Origin of the sequence: Metabacillus crassostreae, assembly GCF_016908395.1 — a bacterium.
GTDB classification, from domain to species: domain Bacteria; phylum Bacillota; class Bacilli; order Bacillales; family Bacillaceae; genus Metabacillus; species Metabacillus crassostreae.
Genome location: NZ_JAFBDU010000008.1, coordinates 177,925 through 189,893, shown reverse-complemented (window position 1 = coordinate 189,893; position 11,969 = coordinate 177,925). Strand labels below are relative to the sequence as shown.

Here is an 11,969-nt window from a genome sequence, read left to right as displayed (position 1 = left end):
TTATGCCGAATTTTGTCAAATGAAGTAGAGGAGGAGGGATATGATGAATTTAAAAACAGACGAATTGTTAGTGAAACTTGAGGAACAACATAAAGTACACCAATCAACAAGTGAGGAAATTGACGACCTTGTTAAAAAACAAAATGATTACTTAGATAAATTAATTATTGAATTACAGCCAGTATATGAGTGGTATTCAAAAAAGGAATATATGTTTACACATCCTAATTTGAAGCTAAAATCTGGTAGTGGTCCTATTTTAGGATATGATGAGAATGAAAATGAGGTAATTGTTCTTAATGTAGAAAAGAAAAGAATTGAAAAAGTCTATTTACATGATAATAAGGAAAGGAAACCGTATAGTACATACAGGCTTGTGAAACATGGGTATTTTGAGGATGCAGTAAACGGCTTGATGTATTTAGAGATTATGTTAGATAATTATATTTCTCGGAACAATGATTCTTTATCCGATTTAAAATTGGAACTAAGTAGGTTTGAATAATCTATTTATTGAGTTTAATAAGAGTGAAGAGCATCCGTAAGGGTGCTTTTATTATGGGGGATAACGTATGAATATTAAAGAATCTTATGCTTTTATAGATGAAATTAATAATGACACTGATTTGTATAAAATAATTAGGGGGCATCTTTTTATTGAATCGAAAATGATAAATTTAATTGAATTCATGCTGCCATTCCCTGAGGCAATTAATATAAACAGAATGAATTTTTCGACGAAAATAGACTTATGTATTTCACTTGGTGTTATAAGAAAAGACGAAAAAGAGTGCTATAAAAAGTTTAATATTGTGCGAAATGATATCGCTCATAATTTAGACAAAGAGATAACTGAGCATGAAGTTGATAAAATCATAGATAAATTGCCATTTAATATAATGAATATACACAAAGGTATGGAGGCTTTCCATAGTCCTAAACTAAGTACTTTAATTGCTTCTTTATATATAAATTTATTGGTTAGGGTTAATATGTCAAACGGTATTTCACCTAATAGACTAGTCGAGGCTATACAATCTTTAAAAGATAACCATTGGCCGAAATAATTGTCAGATATACGGCAGATATTTGGCAGAAGAATGGCAGATCATGAGGGTTCAACTGTTGTAATATGTAAGTAGTTAAAAATATCTATATTGATTAAAAAGATGTAGGGATTTACCTGTTTTTGTAGAATAATAGTATAAAGTAAATACAAAAACAGGAGGGGTACAATGAGTCGCAACGTATTTGTAAGTTATCATCATTATAGCGATCAATTAAAAGCTAATCATTTAAGGGATACATATGGTTCAAATAAAACTTTAATAGATAGATCTTTATCTGATGCTTACGACAGTGCTAGTAATGATTATATTTTAAGTCAGATCAGAACTCACCACCTTAAAACATCAACGGTAACTATTGTGTTAATAGGTAGTGATACGGCTAAAAGGAAATGGGTTGATTGGGAGATTTACGCATCGCTCAGACCATATGCAGGAAGAAGTAGAAATGGTTTATTGGGAATTTATTTACCAACAGCTGGTGTAACACCTGCAAGATTGCAAGACAACATTGATTCAGGTTATGCGGTTACAATGAAGTGGGGAAATATCTCATGGCAATTAGAATCAAAAATAGAAGAAGCTTTTGAAAATAAGAGCTACGATTTTCTTGTGAGAAATTCAAGAGTTAGGAGAACGAGGAATAGTTAATGGTTAGAAGGCAGAAGAAACAAAGGAGGAACAGAAAATTGTTGTTAGGAGCAATTGCTACTCTTTTAATTAGCTTGGTCCTTTTCTTAGTATACGCATTCCAAGCTTATAATCCTGGAACGTTAACAATTAATGCTCCTTTTAATTTAGGAAACTATCAATTTGAAAAAGCTAAATTGACTGAAAAAGAGCTAGATATTTCTTGGAAGTTATATGTTCAATTAACAACAAGGAAGGCTGCAATTCCAATAGATGAAGAAAATGACATTATCACTGAAGTATACGATTCATGGTATGAGTTATTTAAGTCAACAAGGGAATATCTAATTGAACTACCTGCTAGTGAAATTCAGGGTAATGAGAATGCCCAAGAAATAGTTAGGCTATCTTTGGATGTATTAAACAAAGGTATGAGACCACACTTAACCAAATGGCAAGGCAAGTATAGAAAGTGGTATGAAATAGAAGTACAGAAGGAAGAAAACCAACATCTAACTCCTCAAGAACTTCAAAGGAAATACAAATATTATGGAGAGATGGTTGATGAAATTAAGATAGTGAATAAAGAACTAAATGAATATGCAAATCAACTAAAAAGATTTTCTCATGAAGAAACACCTAATGTTCCAACTAAGGTTATAACAAGGATGAAGGATTTTATGACTAAGTTTAAAAATGAAGACAAAGTCTCTAAATAATGAGTTATCTATTTAGATATAGTGCTAGATTTTCAGTACAGCGATTAATGTACTGAAACTGTAGTACAATAGAAATTTTTCTTCATTATATACAAAAATGCTAAAGAAAAGCTTAAAGAAAAATAAAAAGAAATATACTTGCAAATGTAATTTACAAGGTAGTACAATTTTCTAAAGTAATTATAGGAGTTGAAATGTATTGCCAGAAATAGAACTTTTAACTTTTGATATGATATGGGAATCAGCAGGACCAGCAATGATAACTGCAATAGTTATATTTTTATATATAATCGTTTCTTTAATTATCATAGGGATTATGAGAAAAGGTTTATTAAGAGATATAACAGGGATAGGAATTATGGTAGGTCTTGGTTTAGTTACATTTGCTAGTTTTATTATTACATCAAATATATGGGGTTCATGAGTGAATAAAGCATCCTTTCAAGGGTGCTTTTTTATATAGATTTAATTTATTTCAAGGAGAGTATAACAAATCTTATATAAGATCTTTATTGATTATTTATACAATATAGTTATATTTTACTATTTTGGTAAAATTTGTTGAAATTAGTTATATATGATAGTATATTGTAAACTGTTGTAAATAAAAGGTACTGGAGGAATAAAGATGAAATTATTTAAGTTTAGTATTATATTGATTTTACCGTTAATACTTGCAACTTTTGTATCAACTGGTAAAGCAGAAGCAGCAATGTCTTCTTATCAGGAACTCTACGGTAAAAAAGGATGCTATGTACGAGTATGGACAGATGCTCCAACGTATTATAAAGGTGCCACCACTGTAGATTGGTATGCTGAAAGTAAAGGAACCTGTGGTAAACTAGATTATAAGGCAACATTAGTACCTCTTGATGGATATTGGAGTTATAAATATATATATCAAACAGGTTACTTTAGTAATAGAACACCAACAAAATCATTTGCTTTAAATAGTTCTACTTGGGCTTCCAGTGGTTATGGATATGTTAGTGTAGAATTATCGCAAAATGGTAGAGATATAGACGGAGTTGAATCTAATAATATATATATTCATGCGCAATAATAAAGTTATAGTGACACTATCCATTTGTGGATAGTGTCTTTTTATGTCATAAATATAGGAAGTTACCAATATTGAAAGAGTATAAAACTAAACTACAAAAGCGTAAGTTCTATAAATCCAAACAATGGTCAGGTGTGAATGGTTTACGTGAGCAAGCTATAAGACGTGACAACTACGAGTGTCAGGAATGCAAACGACTAGGAAAAGTTTACACGGATAAACATGATCCAGATAAACACAAACGGTTAGATGTTGATCATATTAAAGAGATCTATACATATCCTGAACTTGCTCTTGAATTAGATAACTTAGAAACACTTTGCATTAGATGCCATAACAAAAAACATAATCGTTTTAGATTTAAAAAGAATAAGTGGGATGATGAAAGGTGGTAACTCTTATGGCAAACAAACAAGTACTGATGAGTGCTGATAATCATAACGGGGGGAAGTTAGAAGAGCTATTGGCTCAAATCAAATTAAAAGTGTCTCATAAGATTAATAAGATAATCAATGATCCGTCACCGCAAGCTCAATTAGTTGTAAGAAATAATTTAACAATCGTTGAACATTTAGGTGCAACTGAAGCTTTACAACGTTCATCTTACCCCCCGGTCAAAGGTTTTGGGCATTTTTAAAACTCTGGGGAACGGATAGGGGGCTCGACTGTCCAGATTTTTTTCAAAAATTCGCGTATAGGGGGGTGGGTGCATTGAAAGACGCATTTAGAATTGACGTTGGAATAGATAAAATCAAGGATTATTTAATGTCTAGGATTGACACAACTAGTCCTGTGGAAGTAGAAAAAGTTGGTAGGTACTTAAAGCATATTGAAATATACAGGCGTATGGAACGAACTGTAAAAAAAGAAGGCGTTTCTGTCAGTATAAAAAATGCGAGTCAATCATTCGTTAAGTCCCATCCACTATTAAACGAAATGAATAAAGTAAATTCATCGATTATGAGCATAGAAAAAACTTTTAATTTTATTGATGATAACGATGGGAAACCGAAATTCACTGCAAATGATTTGATATAGATGAAAATTAATAAACACGTTAAATACTATATGGACCAATACGACAGTGGCTTAATTAAAGTCAGTAAGTATTTGGTCTTTTTATTTTTATATTTAAAAAAACATGTTCTTAATCGTGAAGATATTTATTTTGATGTTGAGCAACACGAAAGATATATTGCGTTTACTGAAAAGAACTACTTCCCATTAATGCCGTTTCAGAAATTTATAACAGCATTTGTTTTCTTATATTACAAAGACGATGGTTTTCCCTTCTACGAACAGTTTTTCTTATACAAAGCTAGAGGGGCAGGAAAAAACGGATTAATCTCTTCTTTAGTTAATTTCTTTATTAGTGATCTACATGGTATTGATAACTACAATGTATCTATTGTGGCAAACAGTGAAGAACAAGCAATGACCTCTTTTAACGAAATTTACAACGTCATCAAGACATCTGAAAATAAGAAAGTTCTGGAATCATTATTTCATGCTAAACGTTCGGAAATTGTTAGTCGTACAAACGGAAGTAGGATTAAGTTTCATACATCTAATGCTAAAACGAAAGATAGTTTACGTGATGGTTGTGTAATTTATGATGAAGTTCATGAGTTTGAAGATTCTACAATAGTTGATGTTTTTTCATCTGGTTTAGGTAAAGTCAAAAATTCCAGAGAATTCTTTATCACAACAGATGGTTTTGTTCGTGGTGGTTATTTAGATGATCTGAAAGAACGTGCTATTCGTGTTTTGAATGGTGAATCATTGGACGATCCATTATTTGTATTCATGGCTACTTTGGATGCAGATACAGAAATGGATGATCCTTCAAATTGGCAGAAGGCGAATCCAATGTTCCATGAACCAATGAGTGATTACGCAAAGAGTTTATTTAGAAAAGTAAAAACTCAATATATAACACTTGGTAACTCAAAGCCTTCTGCAAGAATTCGCTTCATGACAAAACGTATGAACTTCCCAGCTACTGATTTAGAAACATCTGTTGCAACATGGGAAGAAATAGAAGCAACCAGTAGAGAGATCATTGACTTATCACATCGAAGTTGTGTAGGTGGGTTGGATTTCGCTTCTGTTAGAGACTTTGTGGCAGTAGGGTTACTTTTTAAAAATGGTGACGACTATATCTGGTTAAGTCATTCGTTCGTAAGAAGAGGTTTCTTAAATGCTGTGGATATGAAAGCACCAATTGAAGATTGGGAAAAAGAGGGTTTATTAACGATAGTAGATGAGCCTGTTATAAATATAAAACATGTTGTGAATTGGTTCGTTAAGATGCGTGAAATATACGGTTTAACAACAATTGTTGCAGATACATTTAGGTTAGATTTGGTTAAAACCGCACTTGAAGCTGAAGGTTTTGAAATTATGTATGTGAGAACAAAAGGTATAGAAGCACTTCTAGCACCAAGAGTAGAAACAATATTTGCAGAAAGAAGAGTCGTTTACGGTGATAATCCTTTAATGCGTTGGTACACACATAATGTCAAAGTAATAACAGATGCAAAAGGAAATAGAACATATGGAAAAAAAGATGAAGTCAGAAGGAAAACTGATGGTTTCCAGGCTTTCATTCATGCTCTATATCGTGATGATTTAATTGAAGACGATGCTGATTTTTACTTAATGGATATATCTTTTTAGAGGGGGGTGAAAAACTTGGGTTTCTTAGATTTGATATTTAAGAGAAATAGTGAATTAGGCTTTATGTTTGACGTTGAAATGTACCAAGATACGACACTTCGAATTCACATGAAAAAACTTGCTATTGATATTTGTGTATCTTTCTTAGGTAGGACTATTGGACAATCAGAGTTTAGAGTAAAGAACGGTAAATCTTTTGTGAAGGACGATCTGTATTATCATTTGAATGTACGTCCCAATAAGAATATGACAGCAAGCACCTTTTGGGAAACATTTATTCATAAGTTAGTTTATGACAATGAATGTCTGATAGTACAAGCAGATGATGGTGATCTATTAATTGCAGATGATTATATTCATAATGAATATGCAGTTATGGAAGATACATTCACTAATGTAATAATCAAAGGTTACCAATTCAAGCGTGGTTTTAAACAAAATGAAGTTATTCATTTGAGATATAAAAATGAAAGTTTATCCCCTTTAATTGATGGATTGTTTCAAGATTACGGTGAATTATTCGGAAAAATAATAAACGCACAAAAAAGAAAGAATCAGATTCGTGGTAGTGTTGACATGGATATGATCAGTGCAAAAACAGCTGAGCAAATAACTAAACTTCAAGAGTTTATTGACAATATGTATAAGTCTGTAAGTAAAAAGGATATTGCTATAGTTCCTCAACAAAAAGGAATTCAATATAAGGAGCATTACAATGGATCTGCTAGTGGTCCAAGTGTAGATGAAATCAATAAAGTGACAAATGGCTTTTTAGATCAAGTCGCAATGGCAATAGGTATACCAGTAAGTTTACTTCATGGTGATATGGCAGATGTAGAGAAGCAAACAAAAAATTACATGATGTTTACGGTAAGTCCTTTACTTAAAAAAATAAAGGACGAAGGTAATGTGAAATTTTTTACTAAGAATGAATACTTAGAAGGAAATAGCATTGATATTAGAAGTATTTCTTACCAGAATATATTCGATCTTGCAAATTCTATTGATAAGTTAAGAGCTAGTGGGCTATTTAGCGGTAATGAACTAAGAAGTGAAGTTGGAGCTGAAGAGGTAGATGATCCATTTATGGACAAATACTTTATTACGAAAAACTATGTAGAAAGTACTGAGGCTCTAAAAGGAGGTGAAAATGATGAAGATGAAACGTAAATTTGGATTTAAAAATCAAAAATATAATGAGCAATTAGCAAACATTCCACATAATTTTGCTGTAGTACACGATGAAGAAAATGGTGTTAGTGAATTGACCATCTATGGTGACATTGGTGAATCGTGGTGGTGGGAAACAACTTCTGCAACAGATGTTGACAATGCTCTTAAATCTGCAGGAAGTAATGATTTAATTATCCACCTTAACTCTCCTGGAGGAAGCGCCTTTGATGGAATTGCGATTTATAATCGTTTAAAGGCTCACAAGGGAAAAGTAACAATTCATGTAGATGGATGGGCTTGCTCAGCTGCTTCAATTATTGCTATGGCAGCAGATGAGTTAATAATGGGTGCTGGTTCAATGTTGATGATCCACGAAGCTTCAACGATTGTATGGGGCAGTAAAACGCTTATGCGTAAAGAAGCGGATATGCTTGAAAAATTAGAAGATGGCATCATTGATATCTATATGACTCGTGCAACTGTTGAGCGTGAAGAAATTCGTAATATGGTAAATGAAGAAACTTGGTTTAGTGCAAATGAAGCAGTCGAAATAGGGTTTGCCACTTCAACTGCAATTACTGAAGAAAACAACACTTCTGAGGACCTTGCTCAATTAAAGGCTCAAATGCAAAAAATGCAAAATGAATTGAATCAATATAAGAATCAAGAAAAAGAACCTACTCCAGAATCTGTTAAGCAGAAACAGAATCTAAGTAAGTTCTTTTTTAGTTTATAAAAATTGGAGGAAAAAGAATATGACAATTAAATTTAATAAATCAGATGAATTTTTAAATGCACAAGAAGCTTGGAAAAAAGTTGCTTTAAATGCAGATAGTACAACAGAAGAACAAGCAGAAGCACTTCAGAATTATATGGGTGCATTACAAAATTCAGTTGCTACAGCTATTCGCAGTCAAGTAAATGATGAAATGTTAGATCGTTCAATCCTTCAACAACGTGGACAAAATGTCTTAACATCAGAAGAAACACGATTCTTCAATGCTGCAGTACTTGATGGTGGATTTAAAGATGATTCAATTTTACCTGTTACGACTCAAGAGCGTGTATTTGAAGATTTAGTTTCTGAGCACCCTTTACTTGAAGCAATAGGATTACAAGATTTAGGAGCAGTAACTCGTTTTATCGACTCTGATCCAACTAAAGCTTATGTATGGGGTAATTTATTTAATGGCATTGCTGGACAAATTAATGCTGCGTTCAGCGATGAAGAGATTGGTCAATTAAAGCTAACTGCATTTGCTGCTATTCCAAATGATATGCAAGAACTAGGTCCAGTATGGATTGAACGTTATGTACGTACTATTCTAGTTGAATGTTATTCAGTTGGTTTAGAATTTGGATTTGTAAACGGAAGAGGAACAACTTCATCAGAACCAATTGGATTGATGAAAGATGTTGATCCTGGCACAGGCGCAGTAACAGATAAAGCTTCTTCTGGAACATTAACTTTTGCTCCTTCAGAGAGAGGAGAAATTGTGATTGGAGAATTATATGGTGTTGTAAAAGAACTTTCTACTGATGCAAAAGGAAAGACACGTAAAGTACTAAATAAAATCACAATGGTAGTTAATCCAATTGATGCAATTGGTGTACAAGCTCGCAATACTATTCAAACACCTAACGGACAGTTTATTACTGCAATTCCTTATAACATTAATTTAGTAGAATCTGAGGAAGTGCCTGTAGGGAAAGCGATCTTCTTTGTTAAAGGAAAATACCTTGCTGCTATTGCTGGTGGATACAAATTAAGAAAATTTGATCAAACATTAGCGATTGAAGACGCAACACTATATACGATTAAACAATTCGCAAACGGTAAACCAAAAGATAACAAAGCAGCTTTAGTTTACGATCTAGATATTAATTTCACACCAGCTGAAACAACACCAACAGTTTAATAACAATATTGAATTAGAAAGGATGTTTAATTATGAAGTATAAAGTTGTAAATAGATTTAGAGATACAGAAGATAATAACCATCTATATAAGATAGATGATGAATATCCAAGAGATGGCTATGAGCCATCTGAGGAACGTATTAAAGAACTTTCAGAGATTCATTCAAAACACAAACGTATCTTTATAGAAGGTTCGGAAGAAGATCAAACAGGAAATCAAGAAGATAATCTAGAGCTAGTTATCACTCAGGCTGAACTTAAAAAGATGAATAAAACTGAGCAAGAAAAGTTAATAACGGATCTAAACGGTGACATTAACGGATTGAAAAATGAGGATGAACGCATTGCTCTGATCATCCAGTTACAAGAGAATCAAACTACTCCTAAAGAATAGGGGGAAATTAAGTGGACATTTCAGATGTGATTTTAAAGGAATTCAAAGAAAAGATGCGTTTAGGTAATGCTGAAGATGCTAACCTGAAACGCATCCTATCTGCATCTGTAGCTAATTTAAAAAGATCCTGTGGCGATTATGATATGAACACAAATGAATCATTTAAAGAGCTTGTATTTGAACGATCAAGATATGCATATAATGACGCTTTAGAGTTTTTTAACGATAATTTTTTGAGTGAGATCAATAGCTTAGCCATTGATAAAGCACTTGAAGAAATTGTGCTAGACGATGAAACGACAACGACTACCACAACAACGACCACTTAAGCGGAGCTTAATGGGAGGTATATAGATTTGAGGGAATTTAAATACAAATCTCCACGTGTTCATACAGGTGACCTACGTACACCGATTAGTTTTTATGAACATGAACCTAACGATGGACCACTACCAGGAGAGAAAGAGAAGAAGGTCTTATTTAGTTCCTGGGCAAAAATTGACGAGGTATGGCTAAAAGATTTAGAAATTGCTAAATCGAATGGTACCTTGTCCGATATTACGATCACTCTACGTGATCCACAAGGTGAATTCATACCAACAAATGGACATTACTTATCAATTGATTCTCCAGAATATATAAGCAAACGGTATAACATTATACATGTTCAACCTAACTTGCAAGATAGACGCTTCATAACTATTGTGGCTGGTCTTTCGTTATGAGTGTGAAAATCAGTGGCTTGCAAAAGTTAGAAAAGGAATTAGAAAAACGTTTTGGAAAATCGAAGGTTAGAACCATAAGTGATTATGCCTTAAAAGAAGGTGCGAAAGTATTTGTAAAAGAACTAAAAAGTCAGTTTGAGTCTTTTAAAGATACTGGAGCATCTATTGAAGAGATAACAATTTCTGATCCGATGTGGATTGGTGAAGCTCGAACTGTAAAGATACATTGGAGAGGACCAAAAGAAAGATATCGTATTATCCACTTGAATGAGTTCGGGACTGTGAAAAATCCTAATCCACCTGGTAAAGGTGCCATTGCTAGAGCTTTACGTAATGCAGAAAATGCCTATCGAAATACAATTAAAGAAGCTATAAGGAGAGGGTTGTAATGATATACAAAATATACAACGCTCTCTTAGAAGATCCAGTTATTATAGAAAAGGTCGGTACGAAAATAAAGTTCTATGAATATCCTGCATCAGGCGATGTGACAAGTACACATATAATTATAGATCCATTAGATGTTCCAATTCCTTCTGATTATGCTGATAACAAGTGGCTAACAGAAGATTTTTTATTTCAAATTGAAGTGTGGTCCTTAAATTTAGCAGATACACTAGAGATCGCTAAACAAATAAGGAAGATCATGTGGAATTTGAATTTTAGTCAAGGTAGCGGTATTGATGAGTACGATAAAGATTTTGGTATATATCGTGATGCTAGAAGATACCGAGGGAAAGTTTATGAGGATGCCTAAAGCGTCCTTTTTATTTTTGAATAAGAGGGGGAAGAACATTGGAAAAAAATTATAAAGCATCCACAGGTGTAGATGAATTTTATTACGGTGTTTTAGATGAAACACAAGCAGCAATCATTGTTGGAGATATCGAAAGAGTAAAATTTTTACAGAATATCACTGTTGAAATGCCTCAATCTGCAGTTCGTGCATATGGAGATAATAAAACAGCTGAGATTGCAGTTGCTGCAGGGAACATTACAGTTAATGGTGGATTTCATACATTACCAATTGAAGATAAAAAAGCAGTACTTGGACTAGAATCAACAACTGCAGGACTTCATTCTTATGGTAGTGAAGATAATCCACCTTACGTGGCTTGTGTATTTGCTAAGACTCATGAAGATGGAAGTAAAGAATGGGTTGGTCTCACTAAAGGTATTTTCTTACGTCAAGCTATTAATGGACAATCAAAACAAGGTGAAACTCAATTCCAGTCAGAACAAATTGCTGCTGAATTTATGGATAGAGAAGTAGCAGGTTTTACAAAAGAAAAATCTGTTGTTTTTGGTTTTGATCCTAAAGGAACAACAACACAACGAGATGCATTATTCCAAGCAGTCTTTGGTGTTGCGCATCCTGATGCTACACCAACAGTATAAAACATTATCTGAGTAGGTAAATTACCTACTCTTTTTGTTTCTTGGAGAGTGATTTGATGAATCAGAAATTATTAATTATATATAATCCCATCACTAAAGAATTAGAAATAAAAGAAAATGAGTTTACTACTTTTGAAGCATTAGGAGTTTTAGAAGCTGCTAAAGCAATGATTAACCATGATTGGTTAAAGGAGGAATGAG

20 protein-coding genes are annotated in these 11,969 nt (G+C 33.0%); all 20 read left to right on the top strand.

The window, feature by feature from the left end; all coding sequences use genetic code 11:
• Nucleotides 1–40: 40 nt before the first annotated feature.
• The 20 genes from JOC75_RS19660 to JOC75_RS19565 all read left to right on the top strand — a co-directional run bounded on the left by JOC75_RS19660 (nt 41) and on the right by JOC75_RS19565 (nt 11,968).
• Nucleotides 41–505: a hypothetical protein gene (locus JOC75_RS19660; RefSeq protein WP_204955685.1), complete on the top strand. Its 465-nt coding sequence runs from the start codon at nt 41–43 to the stop codon at nt 503–505.
• Between the two features lie 67 nt (nt 506–572).
• On the top strand, nt 573–1,067 hold the full coding sequence (locus JOC75_RS19655) for a hypothetical protein (RefSeq protein WP_204955684.1): 495 nt from the start codon (nt 573–575) through the stop codon (nt 1,065–1,067).
• Nucleotides 1,068–1,235: 168 nt separating this feature from the next.
• Nucleotides 1,236–1,718, top strand: a complete 483-nt coding sequence (locus JOC75_RS19650; protein WP_204955683.1) for a TIR domain-containing protein — start codon at nt 1,236–1,238, stop codon at nt 1,716–1,718.
• A gap of 38 nt (nt 1,719–1,756) precedes the next feature.
• Nucleotides 1,757–2,416, top strand: coding sequence for a hypothetical protein (locus tag JOC75_RS19645; protein ID WP_204955682.1), 660 nt, complete (start codon nt 1,757–1,759; stop codon nt 2,414–2,416).
• A gap of 199 nt (nt 2,417–2,615) precedes the next feature.
• Nucleotides 2,616–2,840, top strand: coding sequence for a hypothetical protein (locus JOC75_RS19640; RefSeq protein ID WP_204955681.1), 225 nt, complete (start codon nt 2,616–2,618; stop codon nt 2,838–2,840).
• 204 nt (nt 2,841–3,044) lie between these two features.
• Nucleotides 3,045–3,479, top strand: coding sequence for a hypothetical protein (locus JOC75_RS19635; RefSeq protein ID WP_204955680.1), 435 nt, complete (start codon nt 3,045–3,047; stop codon nt 3,477–3,479).
• Between the two features lie 71 nt (nt 3,480–3,550).
• Nucleotides 3,551–3,874 (top strand): HNH endonuclease, encoded by a 324-nt coding sequence (locus JOC75_RS19630; RefSeq protein ID WP_204955679.1) that lies wholly within the window; start codon nt 3,551–3,553, stop codon nt 3,872–3,874.
• Nucleotides 3,875–3,879: 5 nt separating this feature from the next.
• On the top strand, nt 3,880–4,116 hold the full coding sequence (locus tag JOC75_RS19625) for a hypothetical protein (protein ID WP_204955678.1): 237 nt from the start codon (nt 3,880–3,882) through the stop codon (nt 4,114–4,116).
• A 74-nt stretch (nt 4,117–4,190) separates the two neighbouring features.
• Entirely contained in the window at nt 4,191–4,517 is a 327-nt protein-coding gene (locus JOC75_RS19620; protein WP_204955677.1) for a P27 family phage terminase small subunit, read from the top strand.
• Nucleotides 4,518–6,158, top strand: a complete 1,641-nt coding sequence (locus JOC75_RS19615) for a terminase TerL endonuclease subunit (RefSeq protein ID WP_204955676.1) — start codon at nt 4,518–4,520, stop codon at nt 6,156–6,158.
• A gap of 63 nt (nt 6,159–6,221) precedes the next feature.
• Complete coding sequence (locus JOC75_RS19610) at nt 6,222–7,328, top strand: phage portal protein (RefSeq protein ID WP_204955730.1); 1,107 nt, start codon at nt 6,222–6,224, stop codon at nt 7,326–7,328.
• The gene (locus tag JOC75_RS19605) at nt 7,309–8,067 is read left to right on the top strand and encodes a head maturation protease, ClpP-related (protein WP_204955675.1); all 759 of its coding nucleotides are present in this window, start codon (nt 7,309–7,311) and stop codon (nt 8,065–8,067) included. Before JOC75_RS19610 ends, JOC75_RS19605 begins: the two co-directional genes overlap by 20 nt.
• Nucleotides 8,068–8,086: 19 nt before the next feature.
• A complete protein-coding gene (locus JOC75_RS19600; RefSeq protein WP_204955674.1) occupies nt 8,087–9,250 on the top strand; it encodes a phage major capsid family protein in 1,164 nt (387 codons plus the stop codon).
• Between the two features lie 32 nt (nt 9,251–9,282).
• Complete coding sequence (locus tag JOC75_RS19595) at nt 9,283–9,645, top strand: hypothetical protein (RefSeq protein WP_204955673.1); 363 nt, start codon at nt 9,283–9,285, stop codon at nt 9,643–9,645.
• A 53-nt stretch (nt 9,646–9,698) separates the two neighbouring features.
• Nucleotides 9,699–9,974 (top strand): hypothetical protein, encoded by a 276-nt coding sequence (locus JOC75_RS19590; RefSeq protein WP_204955729.1) that lies wholly within the window; start codon nt 9,699–9,701, stop codon nt 9,972–9,974.
• 27 nt (nt 9,975–10,001) lie between these two features.
• Entirely contained in the window at nt 10,002–10,370 is a 369-nt protein-coding gene (locus JOC75_RS19585) for a head-tail adaptor protein (RefSeq protein WP_204955672.1), read from the top strand.
• Nucleotides 10,367–10,759, top strand: a complete 393-nt coding sequence (locus JOC75_RS19580; RefSeq protein WP_204955671.1) for an HK97-gp10 family putative phage morphogenesis protein — start codon at nt 10,367–10,369, stop codon at nt 10,757–10,759. The genes JOC75_RS19585 and JOC75_RS19580 overlap by 4 nt, the downstream gene beginning before the upstream one ends.
• Nucleotides 10,759–11,127, top strand: a complete 369-nt coding sequence (locus JOC75_RS19575; protein ID WP_204955670.1) for a hypothetical protein — start codon at nt 10,759–10,761, stop codon at nt 11,125–11,127. Before JOC75_RS19580 ends, JOC75_RS19575 begins: the two co-directional genes overlap by 1 nt.
• A 38-nt stretch (nt 11,128–11,165) precedes the next feature.
• Nucleotides 11,166–11,768 carry a major tail protein gene (locus JOC75_RS19570; protein ID WP_204955669.1) on the top strand — a complete coding sequence of 201 codons (603 nt, stop codon included), beginning with the start codon at nt 11,166–11,168 and terminating at the stop codon, nt 11,766–11,768.
• 56 nt (nt 11,769–11,824) lie between these two features.
• Nucleotides 11,825–11,968, top strand: a complete 144-nt coding sequence (locus JOC75_RS19565; protein ID WP_204955668.1) for a hypothetical protein — start codon at nt 11,825–11,827, stop codon at nt 11,966–11,968.
• The last annotated feature ends 1 nt before the right edge of the window (nt 11,969 follow it).

Coding starts and splice junctions, on each gene's coding strand:
- JOC75_RS19605 (WP_204955675.1), top strand. CDS start 7,309: ATGATGAAGATGAAACGTAAATTTGGATTTAAAAATCAAAAATATAAT.
- JOC75_RS19615 (WP_204955676.1), top strand. CDS start 4,518: ATGAAAATTAATAAACACGTTAAATACTATATGGACCAATACGACAGT.
- JOC75_RS19575 (WP_204955670.1), top strand. CDS start 10,759: ATGATATACAAAATATACAACGCTCTCTTAGAAGATCCAGTTATTATA.
- JOC75_RS19660 (WP_204955685.1), top strand. CDS start 41: ATGATGAATTTAAAAACAGACGAATTGTTAGTGAAACTTGAGGAACAA.
- JOC75_RS19625 (WP_204955678.1), top strand. CDS start 3,880: ATGGCAAACAAACAAGTACTGATGAGTGCTGATAATCATAACGGGGGG.
- JOC75_RS19650 (WP_204955683.1), top strand. CDS start 1,236: ATGAGTCGCAACGTATTTGTAAGTTATCATCATTATAGCGATCAATTA.
- JOC75_RS19565 (WP_204955668.1), top strand. CDS start 11,825: ATGAATCAGAAATTATTAATTATATATAATCCCATCACTAAAGAATTA.
- JOC75_RS19655 (WP_204955684.1), top strand. CDS start 573: ATGAATATTAAAGAATCTTATGCTTTTATAGATGAAATTAATAATGAC.
- JOC75_RS19610 (WP_204955730.1), top strand. CDS start 6,222: ATGTTTGACGTTGAAATGTACCAAGATACGACACTTCGAATTCACATG.
- JOC75_RS19595 (WP_204955673.1), top strand. CDS start 9,283: ATGAAGTATAAAGTTGTAAATAGATTTAGAGATACAGAAGATAATAAC.
- JOC75_RS19600 (WP_204955674.1), top strand. CDS start 8,087: ATGACAATTAAATTTAATAAATCAGATGAATTTTTAAATGCACAAGAA.
- JOC75_RS19590 (WP_204955729.1), top strand. CDS start 9,699: ATGCGTTTAGGTAATGCTGAAGATGCTAACCTGAAACGCATCCTATCT.
- JOC75_RS19635 (WP_204955680.1), top strand. CDS start 3,045: ATGAAATTATTTAAGTTTAGTATTATATTGATTTTACCGTTAATACTT.
- JOC75_RS19580 (WP_204955671.1), top strand. CDS start 10,367: ATGAGTGTGAAAATCAGTGGCTTGCAAAAGTTAGAAAAGGAATTAGAA.